Annotated in this window: 14 protein-coding genes; 9 read left to right on the top strand and 5 right to left on the bottom strand. The window is 65.6% G+C overall.

Annotated features, from left to right (window positions below):
• Positions 1–3: 3 nt before the first annotated feature.
• From EJ070_RS13660 to EJ070_RS13645, 4 genes are all read right to left on the bottom strand, one after another.
• Positions 4–816, bottom strand: coding sequence for an ABC transporter permease (locus EJ070_RS13660; RefSeq protein WP_126091825.1), 813 nt, complete (start codon positions 814–816; stop codon positions 4–6).
• Positions 816–1,679, bottom strand: a complete 864-nt coding sequence (locus EJ070_RS13655) for an ABC transporter permease (RefSeq protein WP_126091824.1) — start codon at positions 1,677–1,679, stop codon at positions 816–818. Before EJ070_RS13655 ends, EJ070_RS13660 begins: the two co-directional genes overlap by 1 nt.
• A gap of 77 nt (positions 1,680–1,756) precedes the next feature.
• Complete coding sequence (locus EJ070_RS13650; RefSeq protein WP_126091823.1) at positions 1,757–2,920, bottom strand: spermidine/putrescine ABC transporter substrate-binding protein; 1,164 nt, start codon at positions 2,918–2,920, stop codon at positions 1,757–1,759.
• Positions 2,901–4,037 carry an ABC transporter ATP-binding protein gene (locus EJ070_RS13645; RefSeq protein ID WP_126091822.1) on the bottom strand — a complete coding sequence of 379 codons (1,137 nt, stop codon included), beginning with the start codon at positions 4,035–4,037 and terminating at the stop codon, positions 2,901–2,903. Before EJ070_RS13645 ends, EJ070_RS13650 begins: the two co-directional genes overlap by 20 nt.
• Positions 4,038–4,155: 118 nt before the next feature.
• Between EJ070_RS13645 and EJ070_RS13640 the strand changes: the two genes are divergently transcribed.
• Positions 4,156–4,968: a LuxR C-terminal-related transcriptional regulator gene (locus EJ070_RS13640; protein WP_126091821.1), complete on the top strand. Its 813-nt coding sequence runs from the start codon at positions 4,156–4,158 to the stop codon at positions 4,966–4,968.
• Here EJ070_RS13640 and EJ070_RS13635 read toward each other — a convergent pair.
• Positions 4,946–5,599: a GntR family transcriptional regulator gene (locus EJ070_RS13635; RefSeq protein ID WP_126095745.1), complete on the bottom strand. Its 654-nt coding sequence runs from the start codon at positions 5,597–5,599 to the stop codon at positions 4,946–4,948. The genes EJ070_RS13640 and EJ070_RS13635 overlap by 23 nt on opposite strands.
• 335 nt (positions 5,600–5,934) lie before the next feature.
• Between EJ070_RS13635 and EJ070_RS13630 the strand changes: the two genes are divergently transcribed.
• Genes EJ070_RS13630 through atzF form a run of 8 tightly spaced genes read left to right on the top strand, consistent with a single transcriptional unit; the run spans position 5,935 to position 14,259 of the window.
• Positions 5,935–7,062, top strand: coding sequence for a BMP family ABC transporter substrate-binding protein (locus tag EJ070_RS13630; protein ID WP_126091820.1), 1,128 nt, complete (start codon positions 5,935–5,937; stop codon positions 7,060–7,062).
• Positions 7,063–7,089: 27 nt separating this feature from the next.
• The gene (locus tag EJ070_RS13625) at positions 7,090–8,232 is read left to right on the top strand and encodes an ABC transporter permease (protein WP_126091819.1); all 1,143 of its coding nucleotides are present in this window, start codon (positions 7,090–7,092) and stop codon (positions 8,230–8,232) included.
• Positions 8,232–9,158: an ABC transporter permease gene (locus EJ070_RS13620; protein WP_126091818.1), complete on the top strand. Its 927-nt coding sequence runs from the start codon at positions 8,232–8,234 to the stop codon at positions 9,156–9,158. Before EJ070_RS13625 ends, EJ070_RS13620 begins: the two co-directional genes overlap by 1 nt.
• A gap of 40 nt (positions 9,159–9,198) precedes the next feature.
• Complete coding sequence (locus EJ070_RS13615; RefSeq protein WP_126091817.1) at positions 9,199–9,900, top strand: isochorismatase family cysteine hydrolase; 702 nt, start codon at positions 9,199–9,201, stop codon at positions 9,898–9,900.
• A 10-nt stretch (positions 9,901–9,910) separates the two neighbouring features.
• A complete protein-coding gene (locus EJ070_RS13610) occupies positions 9,911–11,443 on the top strand; it encodes an ABC transporter ATP-binding protein (protein ID WP_126091816.1) in 1,533 nt (510 codons plus the stop codon).
• Positions 11,443–12,111, top strand: a complete 669-nt coding sequence (locus tag EJ070_RS13605; protein ID WP_126091815.1) for an isochorismatase family cysteine hydrolase — start codon at positions 11,443–11,445, stop codon at positions 12,109–12,111. Before EJ070_RS13610 ends, EJ070_RS13605 begins: the two co-directional genes overlap by 1 nt.
• On the top strand, positions 12,104–12,454 hold the full coding sequence (locus tag EJ070_RS13600) for a cupin domain-containing protein (RefSeq protein ID WP_126091814.1): 351 nt from the start codon (positions 12,104–12,106) through the stop codon (positions 12,452–12,454). The genes EJ070_RS13605 and EJ070_RS13600 overlap by 8 nt, the downstream gene beginning before the upstream one ends.
• Complete coding sequence (gene atzF, locus EJ070_RS13595; protein ID WP_126091813.1) at positions 12,451–14,259, top strand: allophanate hydrolase; 1,809 nt, start codon at positions 12,451–12,453, stop codon at positions 14,257–14,259. The genes EJ070_RS13600 and atzF overlap by 4 nt, the downstream gene beginning before the upstream one ends.
• Positions 14,260–14,267: the final 8 nt, after the last annotated feature.

The following is a 14,267-nucleotide window of genomic DNA, read 5'->3' as shown; positions in this document are numbered from 1 at the left end:
CTTTCAAGGCGATGGCTTTCGTCGGCCGAGCTGCCACTGGGCGAGCAGGACGAGCAGGACCGAGGCGGCGAGCACGATCGTCGCGACGGCATTGATCTCCGGCGTCACGCCGCGCCGGATCGAGGCAAAGACATAGATCGGCAGTGTCGTCTGCGCGCCGGCGACGAAGAAGGCGATGATGAAATCGTCGAAGGAGAAGGTGAAGGCAAGCAGGAAGCCGGCGATCACCGCCGGCATGATCTGCGGCAGCACGATCGAACGGAACGTCGTCAGCGGCGTGGCATAGAGGTCGCTCGACGCCTCGACCAGGTTGCGGTCGAGGCTGCTGAGCCGCGTGCCGACGATCATCGTCACCAGCGCCATCGAGAACAGGCCGTGTGCAGCGATGATCGAGCCATAGCCGAGCGCAAGCCGCGGCGGCTGGTCGGTCGGCCACAGCGAAGCGAGGAACGGATTGACGACGGCAAAGAGCTGCACCAGCGCGACCAGCGTCGAAATGCCGATGACGACGCCCGGCACCACGATCGCGGCGCCCAGCAGCGCATCGAACAGCGCCCGTGTCCGCACGCCGACGCGTTGCAGCCCAAGCGCGGCGGCCGTGCCGCAAACGGCCGCGAGCAGCGCGCTGGTAGCGGCGATGAACAGGCTGTTCTTCAGCGCCTCGACCAGGAACGGATTCGACAGCGCCTTGCCGTACCATTGCACCGAGAAGCCGGTGAACTCGCTGGCATGCTGGCCGGCATTGAAGGAGAACAGCACGACCAGCGCGATCGGCAGATAAAGGAAGGCAAAGACGGCGACGACGAAGGCGCGCATCAGATCAGATCCACCCGGCGTGCGCCCGACAACCGGGTCGAGATGCGGTTGGCGACGATCAGCACCGCCACCGAGACCAGCACCAGGGTGATGGCGATCGCCGATCCGAACGGCCAGTTGCGCGACTGCAGGAAGAGGTCGACCAGCGCGTTGCCGATGAAGAACACCTTGCCGCCGCCGAGCAGCGTCGGGATCAGATATTCGCCGAGCAGCAGGATCATCACCAGGGAGAAGCCGGTCATCACGCCGGGCAGCGAAAGTCTCAGCGTCACGCCGAGGAATGTGAACAAAGGCGTAGCGCCGAGATCGGCGGACGCCTCCAGCAGCCGGCGGTCAAGCCGCTCCAGGCTGACATAGATCGGCAGGATCATCAGCGGCAGATAGCCGTAGACGATGCCGAGCAGCACCGCGCCCGGCGTGTTGATCAGCCTGAGATCCTCGATCCCGACATAGGCGAGCAGGGCCGGGATGCCGCGCCCGCCAAGGATGTACATCCAGGCATAGGTGCGCATCAGAAGGCTGGTCCAGAACGGGATGACGATCAGCGCGAGCAGGATCAACCGCCAGCGCTGCGGCGCGCGCAGCGCCAGATAGTAGGCGACGGGGTAAGCGACGAGCAGGCAGGCGAACGCGCCGACCGGCGCCAGCACCATCGTGTTCCAGAACGCGGTCGCCCGCGCCGGCAGATTGGCATATTGCGCGAACGTCAGCGCAGCCTGGTATCCACCCTCGGGCGCCCGCTCGCCGACGCTGAAGATGGCGATGGCTATGAACGGCAGGACCAGGAAGACAACAAGCCACAGCGTCGCCGGAGCGAGCAGCAGCGCGGTCAGTAGGTTTTTGCGAACAAGATTGCCGCGCATCGAAACAGCCGTTTGGGCGCCGGCGGGCATCTGCCCGCCGGTCGATTTGTCTGGATCGGATTTGTGGCCGGCCGGTCTCAAGCCGACTTGAAGCGCGCCATCAGCTCGGCACGGCCCGGATCGGTGAGCGTCGCGGCGGCGCCGAATTCGAGCGGCTTCAAAAGGTCGGCGGCCGGATAGAGGATCGGATTGTCGAGTACCTCCTTCGGCAGCAGCGCGTTGACCCGCGCGTCGGTCGAGGGCGCGCCATTGGCCAGATGCTCCTTCACCGCCACCTTCGGGTTCATCAGGTAGTTGAGCAGCGCATAGCCGGCCGGCTTGTTCGGCGCATCCTTCGGGATGGCGTAGAAGTCGGTCCAGATCTCGCCGCCTTCCTTACCGAGCACATAAGCGATCTCGGCAATGTCGCGATGGAGCTGCGCTCCGTCATTGGTCCAGCACATCGTCATCCAGGCGTCGCCCGAGCGCATCGACGGCTGGTAGTCGCTCGACACCGCGAACAGATGCGGCTTGACCTTGAGCAGCAGTTCCTCGGCCTTGGCGAGTTCGTCCTGCTTCAGCGAGTTGAACGAGTAGCCGTAATATTTCAGCGCGTTGCCGATCGTGGTGAGCTGGTAGTCATGCACCATGGTGCGGCCGTCGCCTTCCGCCATGGCCGTGTCCCAGAACTCCTTCCAGCTCGACATCGGCTTGGCGAGCTTCTTGGTGTTGACCGCAAAGCCGGTCGTACCCCAGTTCTTCGGCACGGCGTAGATCGTCCCGTCGATCGTGCCTTCGGCGGTGAAGCGCGCGTCCTCCTGCGAGCCATCGAAATTGCCGAGCTTTGCCATGTCCAGCGGCTCGATGATGCCGAGCTTCTTATAGGTCGAGATGGTGTAGTTGGTCGGCACGAACAGGCTCCAGCCCGAGCCGCCGGCCTGCAGCTTGGCCAGCATCTCCTCGTTCGAGCCGAAGACATTGACCTCGACGGCGACGCCCGTCTCGGCCTTGAAGTTCTCGAAGGTTTGCGGGTCGTGATAGTTCGGCCAGGTAGCGATCGACATGCGGTCGCCGAGGTTTTCGGCGGCAAGGGCCGGTGTCGGCATGATGCCAAGCTCGCGCGCCATCACTGCGGTGGCGACGCCAAGGCCAGTGAGGCCGAGGAAGTCGCGCCGGCTGATCGAGCCGCGCTTCAGGCGCATCAATTGGTCGACGAATTTCTCGGGGCTTATCGGTAGTCCGTCACGATAGGATTTCGACATGTTGGTCTTCCCTCTGGTTGGTCCCGTTGTTCTTAGGCTGCGGAAACGCCAGCGGCGCTCCGGCGGCAAAGCCGATGGCGACGGGTTCGCCCGGCTTGAAGAGGTTGCCCTGGCCGATCACGTGATCGGCCTTGGCGAGCAGTGATCCGATGCCCTGGACCTCGACCGCGTATTCGGCGGTCGAGCCGAGGAAAATCCGGTTGCGGACGATGCCCTTCAGGCTGCCGCCTCCGGGCGCGGAGAGGCTGAGCGATTCCGGCCGCAGGCTGACGGATACGGCCTCACCCCTGCTGAGCGGCGCCCGCTTGCGGGCAGCGATGACCGTGCCGTCGGAGAGCGCCACGTCGACGAGGTCGCCGGAAAGACCCGCCACTTTGCCGCTCAAAAGATTGGTCTTGCCGACGAAATCGGCGACGAACAGGTCCGCCGGCTCGTCATAGATCTCGCTCGGCTGGCCGAGTTGGACGACGCGGCCGCCATTCATAACGCAGACGAAGTCGCTCATCGACAGCGCTTCCTCCTGGTCGTGGGTGACCAGCACGAAGGTGATGCCGATGTCGCGCTGCAGGTTCTGCAGCTCGATCTGCATGTCGGTGCGCAGCTTCTTGTCGAGCGCCGCCAGCGGCTCGTCGAGCAGAAGCACCGCCGGCTTGTTGACCAGTGCGCGGGCCAGCGCGACGCGCTGTTGCTGCCCGCCGGAGAGTTCGTGGATCTTGCGGCGCCCGTAGCCGGCGAGCTGCACCATGGCCAGCGCCTCGCCGGCCCTTGAGGCGATCTCGCGTGACGACATCCGCGGCCTCGCCTGACGCAGGCCGTACGAGATGTTTTCCTCGACATCGAGATGCGGAAACAGCGCGTATTGCTGGAACACCATGTTGACCGGGCGCCGGTAGGGCGGCGTTCCGGCCATGTCGCGGCCGCGGATCAGCACCTGGCCTTCGCTCGGCTGCTCGAAGCCGCCGATCATGCGCAGGCAGGTCGTCTTGCCGCAGCCGGAGGGCCCGAGCAGCGCAACGAAAGCGGAAGGCGGGATGGCAAGGTCGATGCCGCTCACCGCGGTGACCGCGCCATAGCGCTTGGTGACCGCGCGAAACTCGATATCGGGCACTGCAGTCAAGCCACGGGCTCCAGCGACAGCGTGAGGCAATGTCGTGACGCTAGCAGAGCCAATGGCGACTAGTATATACCTCGCAGGTGGTATATTTAGCTGATTTAATCGTTCAGAGGGGTATGAATTGGCCGTCTCCCGCAGTGACGACTACAACGCGCTTGCCGCCGTGATCGCCGCGACGCGCGAGAGCGGCGGCGATCATTTCGGCAAGGCGATCGTCGGCTGGCTGCGCGGGCATGTGCGCTTCGATCACTGCGTGATCTTCGGCTATCGGGGAGCTGCGCGGCCGCCGCTCCTGTTCGAGACCTTCTCGCCGGCCGAAAGCCACATCTTCGTCGCGCTCTATCAGGAGGGGCCCTATCTGCTCGACCCGTTCCACCATGCCGCGGTCGAGCGCAAGGAGGGTTTCTGGCGCATGCGCGAGCTGGCGCCGGACCGCTTCTATGCCAGCGAATACTACCGTTCCTATTACAGCCAGACCCGGCTCGCCGAGGAGGTCGGCTTTTTCGTGCCGCTGGCCGGCAAGGATGCGCTGGTGTTGTCGCTGATGCGGCTGCGCGCCTCGGGGCCGTTCGGAACAGCCGACGCCAGGCTGCTGCGCGACATGGCGCCAGCGGTGATCGGTTTCTGCCGGCAACGCTGGCCGGCCCTGCCCGCCGACGAGGCTGGGCTCCCGCCGCCGGGCGAAACTGTCGCCATGGCCAACGAGCTCGATCGCGCGCATATCTGGAAGAGCCTGTCGCTGACGTCGCGCGAAAAACAGGTCGTCGACCTGGTGCTTCAGGGCCATTCCACGGAATCGATCGCCAGGGCGCTCAGGATCGTGCCGGGGACCGTGAAGGTCCACCGCCGCAACATCTATCGCAAGCTCAAAATCAAGTCGCAGGCGGGGCTCTTCGCGCGCTTCGTCGAGATCATCGACGCCCGGATCGGCTGACCTTCGGTTCCATCGGGTCGACGGCCGCGAACACAGCGCTCGCCTCGCTGACGATCGACACATGATCGCGGGCGGCCTTGCCGGCAGCCGCCGCATCGCCGCGCATGATCGCGGTGACGATCACATCATGCTCCTGCCAGGACTTGGCCAGTCGGCCTGGCAGCATGAACTGCGCGCGCCGGAACGGCGCCAGGCGGCTGCGGGTCGCCACGGTCAAATCGTGGATATGCGTATTGTGCGCGCCGCGATAGAGCCTGCTGTGGAACTCGGTGTTGAAAAACTCGTAGTCCTCCTCGGCGCCGAGCTGCACGAGCCGCGCCGAGGCCTGATGCTCCATCTCCAGCGAACGGCGCTCGGCGCCGGTCATGCGCTCGGCCGAGAAGCGCGCGCAGATCGCTTCCAGTTCGGCCATGCTCTCGAACATCGAGGCGAGATGTTCCTGCGTAATCACGGCGACGATGGCGCCCCGGTTGGGCCGCCTTTCGACCAGGCCCATGGCGCTCAAATGGCCGAGCGCCTCCCGCACGGGCGTGCGCGAGACGTCGAAACGGGCGGCGAGCGAGCCCTCGTCGAGCCTTTCGCCAGGGCGCAGATAGCCGGTGACGATGCGGTCCGCGATCGCCCTCACCATCTGATCCACGGTCGTGCCCGACCTGACCAAGCGCCTTCCCGACACGTCTCCTCCGTCCAGTTTTTTGGATCCGGACCCGCGACCTGGACGGCTCACGGGCTGATTTCGACTCAGGCTGCGCGTCTGTATGCCTAGATTTTGACCCTTATGTCAAACTGATCATTTTTCAGGCATAAAGTGCATGCACTTGCCTTGCCTTTATGCAGGCCTTCTAAAGTGATCTGTTGATTTTATTACGGAAAACCTCGCGGCGGAACTGGCATAGCGATTGCATGCACTTTCTTGATAGGAGATCAACCGACCCGTGCCGGGTCCAAGAAAGGGGAGCATTCGATATGACCGAGAGATTCATGCTTAGCCGCCGCGATCTGCTCAAGACCTCCGCCGCCGGAGCGGCGCTGGGCCTTGCCTCGGCAGCCTTTCCGATCCGCGCGGCGCGCGCCGCCGCCGCTACCGTCGGCTTCATCTATGTCGGCCCGAAGGACGACTATGGCTACAACCAGGCGCATGCCGAAGGGGCTGCGTCGCTGAAGGGCATCGAAGGCATTTCCATCGTCGAGGAGGAAAATGTTCCCGAAACGGTCGACGTCCAGAAGACGATGGAATCGATGATCAATCTCGACGGCGCCTCGCTGATCTTTCCGACCTCGTTCGGCTACTTCGATCCGCATATGCTGGCCATGTGCGCGAAGTTCCCTGACGTGCAGTTTCGCCATTGCGGCGGCATGTGGAACAAGGACAAGCACCCGATGAACGCCGGTTCCTATTTCGGCTATATCGGCATGGGCCAGTACCTCAACGGCGTCGTCGCCGGCCACGCCACCAAGTCGAAGAAGCTCGGTTTCGTCGCCGCCAAGCCGATCCCGCAGGTTCTGCTCAACATCAATTCCTTCCTGCTGGGCGCGCGCTCGGTCGATCCGGCGATCACCTGCCAGGTGATCTTCACCGGCGAATGGTCGCTGGCGGTCAAGGAAGCCGAGGCCACCAACGCGCTGGTCGACCAAGGTGCCGACGTCGTCACCTGCCATGTCGACAGCCCGAAGGTGGTGGTCGAGACGGCCGCCGGCCGCGGCGCCTTCGTCTGTGGCTACCACGCCAACCAGAGCCCGCTGGCGCCGGAAAAATACCTGACCGGCGCGGAGTGGAACTGGGCCAAGGTCTACAAGATGTTCGTCGACGACCTCATCGCCGGCAAGCCGCTGCCCAACTTCACGCGCGGCGGCCTGGCCGACGGCTTCGTCAAGATGAGCCCGCTCGGTCCCGCCGTCGGCGAAGCGGCGCGCAAGCAGTTCGACGCCACGCTGGCCGAAATGATGAAAGGCGGCTTCTCCGTCATCAAGGGCCCATTGAAGAGCAACAAGGGCGCCGTCGTCGCTACCGAAGGCCAAGCCTTCGTCGAGACCGCCATCGAGCTCGAAAGCATGGACTATCTCGTCGACGGCGTCGTCGGCTCGACGGCCTAAGGGGCGCGGGCCTTGGGAAACGGAGACATGACGGACACCGTGAGCGGCCCGGACGTGCGGACCATCCTCGATGCGAGGGGATATCGGGCGGCGCTCGAATGGATCGCCAGGCGGGCTGAGGCCTTCGTCATTCCACTCGCGGCGCTGGTCGCCGGCATGGTGCTGTTCAGCCTGTTCATCCTGGCTGTCGGCAAGTCGCCGGCCCAGCTCTACGAGACGATGTGGCGCGGCGGCTTCGGTTCCTGGTTCTCGATCCAGAACTCGCTGTCGCGCGGAGCGCCGCTCTTGCTTGCGGCGCTCTGCGTGGCTCTACCGGCGCGCCTCGGCCTGGTCGTCATCGGCGGCGAGGGCGCGATCGTGCTCGGCGGCGTCGCCGCAGCCGCTATCGGCGTGGCGCTGAACGGCGCGCCGTCTTTTCTCGTCATCCTCCTCATGGGCGTGGGGGGCGCGGCCGCCGGCGGCATCTGGATAGGTGTCGTCGGCGCGCTGCGCCATTACCGGGCCGTCAACGAGACCATCTCCAGCCTGCTGATGGCCTACATCGCGATTGCCCTGATGAACCATCTGGTGGAAGGGCCGCTGCGCGATCCGGCCTCGCTCAACAAACCCTCGACCCAGCCGCTGGCCGACCTCTACCGCGTCGGCGACATCCCGGGCATGGAGGTGCATTGGGGCCTCGTCGTCGGCATCCTTGCCTGCGCGCTCTCCTGGCTGCTGATCGAGAAGACCCGCTGGGGCTTCGCCGCCCGCATCGCCGGCGGCAATGTCAGGGCGGCGCAGGTGCAGGGGTTGGCCGTCGGTCCGCTGATCGTCGGCTTCACGGCGCTGGCGGGCGGCTTCGCAGGACTTGCCGGCATGCTCGAGGTCGCGGCCGTGCAGGGCAGCGCCAACGGCTCGCTGGCCGCCGGCTACGGCTATACCGGCATCCTCGTCGCCTTCCTTGCCCGCCACAATCCGCTTGCCATCATCCCCGTCGCCGTTCTGCTTGGCGGCATCGACGCGTCCGGCGGGCTGATTCAGCGCCGAATGGACCTGCCTGATGCAACCGTGCTGGTGCTGCAGGGCATGCTGTTCATCGTCATCTTGTTCAGCGAGACCTTCTACGGCCGGTTCAAGCTCTTTAATCCCGACCTCTGGCAGAGGCCCGATCTCCTGAAGGGGGTCGCGTGATGGACGCGACCGATATCGGGCTGTGGGGGGTGCCGCTCGCCATGCTGGGCGGCGCCATCCGCGTGTCCACTCCCTTCATCTTCGTCTCGCTCGGCGAAGCCATCACCGAACGCTCCGGCCGCATCAATCTCGGCCTCGAAGGCACGCTGGTGTTCGGCGCCATGAGTGCCTATGCGGTGGCGGTGATGACCGGCTCGCCATGGCTCGGCCTTTTGGCGGCGGCGGCCGCCGGCCTCTGCTTCGGCCTCTTTCATGGCTGGATCTGCAAGTTCCCGAAGGTCAACGACATCGCCATCGGCATCGCCCTGATGCTGTTCGGCACAGGCCTCGCCTTCTTCTTCGGCAAGCCCTTCATCCAGCCCTCCGCGCCCGATCTGCCGGCGATCCCGTTCGGCGCCTGGTCCGACATCCCGCAGGTGCAGGCGGCGCTCAACGTCAACGTGCTGTTCCTGATCGGCGCTGCTCTCGCCATCTTCCTCTGGTGGGCGTTCCGCAACACCCGTGTCGGCCTGATCGTGCGCGTGGTCGGCGACAGCGCCGATGCAGCTCGCGCCATGGGCCTCGACCCGAACGCGGTGCGCCTGCTGGCCACCGGCACCGGCGGAGCGCTCGCCGGTATCGGCGGCGCCTACCTGTCGCTCTATTATCCCGGCAGCTGGACCGAGCGCATCTCGTCGGGCCAGGGACTGATGGCGGTGGCGCTGGTCATCTTCGCGCGCTGGAACCCGCTCGGCTGCTTCGCTGCCGCGCTTTTGTTCGGCGGCGCCGGCGCGCTCGGCCCGGCGCTGCAGTCGGTGGGCGTCACGCAGGGCTACTACCTGTTCTACGCCGCCCCTTACATCCTCACCCTCATCATCATGATCGCCACCTCGTCGCCGAGCCGCACGCTCGCCGGCGCGCCCGGCGAACTGTCGATCACCAAATGACCGTCGCCCAGGAACCGCTCGCGAGACCGGAGTTTTTGCCATGAACGCCAGAGCCGAGATCACCCAGCGCTACATCAACGCCGATCCCTACCCCTGGCCCTACAATGGCGAGTTGAGGCCGGACAACACGGCGCTGATCATCATCGACATGCAGACCGATTTCTGCGGGCCGGGTGGCTATGTCGACCATATGGGCTACGACCTGTCGCTGGTCAGGGCGCCGATCGAGCCCATCAAGGCTGTGCTTTCCGCCATGCGCGACAAGGGCTACACCATCATCCACACGCGCGAGGGCCATCGTCCCGACCTCGCCGACCTGCCCGCCAACAAGCGCTGGCGCTCGCGCCGCATCAATGCCGGCATCGGCGATCCCGGCCCTTGCGGGCGCATCCTGGTGCGCGGCGAGCCTGGCTGGGACATCATCCCCGACCTCTATCCGGCCGAGGGCGAGCCGATCATCGACAAGCCGGGCAAAGGCTCGTTTTGCGCCACCGATCTCGAATTGATCCTCAACCAGCGCGGCATCGAAAACATCGTGCTCACCGGAATCACAACCGATGTCTGCGTGCACACCACCATGCGCGAGGCCAACGACCGCGGCTTCGAATGCGTGATGCTGGAGGATTGCTGCGGCGCGACCGACTACGGCAACCACCTGGCGGCGATCAAGATGATCAAGATGCAGGGCGGCGTCTTCGGCGCCGTCTCGAATTCCGCCGCCCTCGTCGCGCAGCTGCCATGAGGAACCGGCGATGAGCGGAACTCTCCATCGCAAGGCGATCGGCGTCGAGACCATCGGCATGACCATGCGCTTCGGCGCTTTCACCGCGCTCGACGACGTCTCCATCAAGGTGCCTGCAGGCTCTTTCCACGCGCTGCTCGGCGAGAACGGCGCTGGCAAGTCGACGCTGGTCAAATGCATGATGGGTTTTTACCATCCGACGGCGGGCGACATGCTGGTCGACGGACGCGAGGTGACGATCGCCAGCCCGAGAGATGCCTCGGCGCTCGGCCTCGGCATGGTCTATCAGCATTTCACGCTCGTGCCTTCGCTGACCGGCGCCGAGAACCTGGTCATCTCGCGTGAGAAGGTGCCCGGCGTCATCGACTGGCGCAAGGAGCGCACAGCGCTTGCGGCCTTCATGAACGGCATGCCGTTCAAGCTGCCGCTCGACGTCAAGGTGGCCGAGCTCGCCGCCGGCGAGAAGCAGAAGCTTGAGATCATCAAACAGCTTTATCTCGGCCGCAATTTCCTGGTGCTGGACGAGCCGACATCCGTGCTGACCCCGGGCGAGGCGCAGGAAGTGCTCGGCCTGGTGCGCGGCATGACGAAGGCAGGCGACCTCACCGTGCTGATGATCTCGCACAAGTTCCACGAGGTCACGGCATTCGCCGACGACATCACGGTGCTGCGCAAGGGCAGGCTCACCGGAGCCGGGAAGGTCTCGGATCTTTCGCATAGGGAAATGGCGGCGATGATGATCGGCGACCAGCCGATCGCCGCGCTCGACAGCCGCGCCGAGCCGAAGCCGGATGCCGAGATCGTGCTCGAGGTCAAGGCGCTGAAGGCTCCGGACCGAACCGGCCTCAAATCGATCAACATCACCGATCTCGGCGTGCGCTCCGGCGAGATCGTCGGCATCGCCGGCATCTCGGGCAACGGTCAGAAGGAGTTCCTGGAAGTGCTGGCCGGACAGCGCGCTCGCGATCAAGGGGAAGTCATGGTTCGCGGCGCGGCCTATGCCGCGACGCGCGCCGAGGCGCGTGCGCTCAACGTCCGCCTCATCCCGGAAGAGCCATTGAAGAATGCCTGCGCGCCGAGAATGACGGTCGCCGAGAACATCGCCTTCCGCACCTTCGACGTCGATGGCAACGGCAGGCCGGTGAGCTGGATCAGCGCTAGCGCCATCAAATCCTTCAGCGCCCGGCTGGTCGAGCAGTTCAAGGTGAAGACCGCATCGCTCTCCTCGCCGATCGCCTCGCTGTCGGGCGGCAACGTGCAGCGCGCCGTGCTCGCCCGCGAGCTGACCGGCGAGGTCGACCTTTTGATCGTCTCCAACCCCTGCTTCGGCCTCGACTTCTCTGCCGTCGCCGAAATCCGCGCCCGCATCATGAAGGCGCGCAACGCGGGGGCCGCGGTGCTCCTGATGTCGGAAGATCTGGACGAGCTCCTGGAGCTTTCGGACCGCATCCTCGTCATGTCCGACGGCGCCCTCGTCTACGAGACGCCGATCGCGCAAGCGAGCGTGCAGACGATCGGCGAGCACATGGCGGGGCACCATTGATGGCAAAAATCGAAGCGCTGCCTTTCGCCTTTGCTTTCAGGCCCGAGACCACGGCACTTATCGTCATCGACATGCAGCGCGACTTCGCCGAGCCCGGCGGCTTCGGCGCCAGCCTCGGCAACGACGTCAGCCGGGTGACGGCGATCGTGCCGACGGTGAAAAAGCTGATCGAAGGCTTTCGCGCCGCTGGCCTGCCGGTGATCCACACCATGGAGTGCCACAGGCCCGACCTTTCGGACCTGCCGCCAGCCAAGCGCAACCGCGGCAATCCGTCGATCCGCATCGGCGATGCCGGCCCGATGGGCCGCGTGCTGATCGCCGGCGAGCCAGGCACGGCGATCCTCGATGAGCTCGCGCCTTTGCCCGGCGAGATCGTCATCGAGAAGCCCGGCAAGGGCGCCTTCTACGCGACCGGCCTCGGCGATGACCTGAAGCGGATCGGCGCCCGGCAACTGGTCTTTGCCGGAGTGACGACAGAAGTCTGCGTGCAGACGACCATGCGCGAGGCCAACGACCGCGGCTATGAGTGTCTGGTCGCCGAAGACGCGACGGAGAGCTACTTTCCCGAATTCAAGGCCGCCGCGCTCGCCATGATCAGGGCGCAGGGCGCGATCGTCGGCTGGACGGCGACCACCAATCAGGTGCTCAAGGGAATTGCGAATGCCTAATCTTGCCTTTGCCGGCCTCGTCGACGGTGGCTGGCGCGATCTGGCGTTCGTGCCTTTCCGTGACGGCGTGACGGTGCACTGGCTTCTCAGGGGCGGGCCGGTCGAGCCGAGTGTGGCCGTCCTTAAATATCAGCCAGGCGCCGGCGTTCCGCGCCACCGCCATGCCGGGTTGGAAACCATCGTCGTGCTGGAAGGCACCCAGAGCGACGAGAACGGTGACTATCCGGCGGGCAGCGTGATCCTCAATCCGGTCGGCACCGAGCATTCGGTGTGGACGAAGGACGGTTGCGTCGTGCTGATCCAATGGGACCTGCCGGTTATCATTCTGGGGGAGACGAAATGAGCGACATCCGCTTCGACATCGGCAGCCTGCATGCGGCTTACCAGGCTGGCACCGGCATAGCCGAGGTGATCGATAGGGTGCTGGCCCGCATCGAGGCGGCGGGCGATCCCGGCATCTTCATCCACCTTGCGACGAAAGCCGCGATGCTGGCCGAGGCCGAAGCGCTTGGTTCGTTCGACCCCGTGGCCAAGCCGCTCTGGGGTATCCCCTTCGCCGTCAAGGACAACATCGATGTCGCCGGCATGCCGACCACGGCCGCCTGCGCCGAATATGCCTACACGCCGGACAGGGATGCGACGGTCGTGGCGAAACTCAAGGCGGCGGGCGCCCTGGTCGTCGGCAAGACCAATCTCGACCAGTTCGCCACCGGCCTCGTCGGTGTGCGCACGCCCTGGCCGATCCCAAGGAATGCGATCGATCCGAGGCTGGTGCCGGGCGGCTCCTCTTCCGGCTCCGCGGTGGCGACGGCGCGCGGCATCGTCTCCTTCGCGCTCGGCACCGACACCGCCGGCTCGGGGCGCATCCCGGCCGGCCTCAACAACGTCGTCGGGCTGAAGCCAACCGTCGGCGCGCTGTCGACGGCGGGCGTGGTCCCGGCCTGCCGGACGCTCGACTGCGTCTCGGTTTTCGCGCTGACAGTCGACGACGCCTATGCGGTGCTATCGGTCGCTGCGGCGTACGATGCCGCCGACCCTTACTCTCACGACATCGCCGTCCGGCCACTCGCCGCCCGCCCGCCGGCGCTGAACGTCGGCATCCCGGCCAAGGCCGATCTGAAATTCTTCGGTGACGCATCGATGCAGGCCGGCTTCGAAGCCGCTCTTGCCGCGCTGGAAGCGTCGGGCGCCAAGCTCGTCGAGATCCCGTTCGGCGACTTCTACGCCACGGCCGACCTTCTCTACGAAGGCGCCTGGGTGGCGGAGCGCTATGCGGCGATCCGCGATTTCTTCGAGGCAAACGAAGCAGCGCTCCACCCGGTGACGCGCAAGATCATCGGCGGCGCCAGAAACCTGTCGGCCGCCGACGCCTTCCGCGGACTCTATGCCTTGCAGGCCTACAAGGCGCGGCTTGCCCCTGTCATCGCCTCCGTCGATCTCTTCTGTGTGCCGACCGCGCCGACCCACTACACGGTCGACGACGTGCTTGCCGATCCGATCGCAACCAACAGCCGGCTTGGCACCTACACGAATTTCGTCAATCTGCTCGACATGTGCGGCATCGCCGTGCCGGCCGGCACGCGCGACGACGGCCTGCCGATGAGCGTTACGCTTTTGGCCGCCGCCGGCCGGGACGGCCTCGTCGCGGCGGCCGCACGGGACCTGCATTCGGCGAGCGGCCTCGTCCTCGGCGCGACCGGGTGGCGGCAGTCGAGCGCGCGGCCAGCCAACGCATCGGCCGAGGACGGCACGATCGAAATGGTTGTGGTCGGTGCGCATCTGTCGGGGATGCCGCTCAATTGCCAGCTTAAGGAAGCCGGCGCGCGTTTCTGCCGGGCGACGACGACGACGCCTTCCTACAAGCTCTACGAGCTTGCCGGCCAGACCACGCCAAAGCCGGGCTTGATCCGCGTCGCGGGCGGCGGCACCGCGATCGAGGTCGAGGTCTGGCGGCTTCCTGCCGAGGCGTTCGGCCGCTTCGTCGCCGCCATCCCGCCACCGCTCGGCATCGGCACCATCGAGCTCGACGATGGAACATCGGCGAAGGGTTTTCTGGCCGAGACCGCCGGTCTGTCGGCGGCAACGGATATCTCCGCCTATGGCGGCTGGCGCAGCTTCCTCGCCAGGACCCAGCAAGCGCAACGATAGCCGGAAAG

Origin of the sequence: Mesorhizobium sp. M1E.F.Ca.ET.045.02.1.1 (assembly GCF_003952485.1) — a bacterium.
Taxonomy (GTDB): Bacteria; Pseudomonadota; Alphaproteobacteria; order Rhizobiales; family Rhizobiaceae; genus Mesorhizobium.
This window is presented reverse-complemented; position numbering and strand designations above follow the sequence as displayed.

Coding starts and splice junctions, on each gene's coding strand:
- EJ070_RS13660 (WP_126091825.1), bottom strand. CDS start 816: ATGCGCGCCTTCGTCGTCGCCGTCTTTGCCTTCCTTTATCTGCCGATC.
- EJ070_RS13655 (WP_126091824.1), bottom strand. CDS start 1,679: ATGCGCGGCAATCTTGTTCGCAAAAACCTACTGACCGCGCTGCTGCTC.
- EJ070_RS13650 (WP_126091823.1), bottom strand. CDS start 2,920: ATGTCGAAATCCTATCGTGACGGACTACCGATAAGCCCCGAGAAATTC.
- EJ070_RS13635 (WP_126095745.1), bottom strand. CDS start 5,599: ATGGTGAGGGCGATCGCGGACCGCATCGTCACCGGCTATCTGCGCCCT.
- EJ070_RS13630 (WP_126091820.1), top strand. CDS start 5,935: ATGACCGAGAGATTCATGCTTAGCCGCCGCGATCTGCTCAAGACCTCC.
- EJ070_RS13625 (WP_126091819.1), top strand. CDS start 7,090: ATGACGGACACCGTGAGCGGCCCGGACGTGCGGACCATCCTCGATGCG.
- EJ070_RS13620 (WP_126091818.1), top strand. CDS start 8,232: ATGGACGCGACCGATATCGGGCTGTGGGGGGTGCCGCTCGCCATGCTG.
- EJ070_RS13615 (WP_126091817.1), top strand. CDS start 9,199: ATGAACGCCAGAGCCGAGATCACCCAGCGCTACATCAACGCCGATCCC.
- EJ070_RS13610 (WP_126091816.1), top strand. CDS start 9,911: ATGAGCGGAACTCTCCATCGCAAGGCGATCGGCGTCGAGACCATCGGC.
- EJ070_RS13605 (WP_126091815.1), top strand. CDS start 11,443: ATGGCAAAAATCGAAGCGCTGCCTTTCGCCTTTGCTTTCAGGCCCGAG.
- EJ070_RS13600 (WP_126091814.1), top strand. CDS start 12,104: ATGCCTAATCTTGCCTTTGCCGGCCTCGTCGACGGTGGCTGGCGCGAT.
- atzF (WP_126091813.1), top strand. CDS start 12,451: ATGAGCGACATCCGCTTCGACATCGGCAGCCTGCATGCGGCTTACCAG.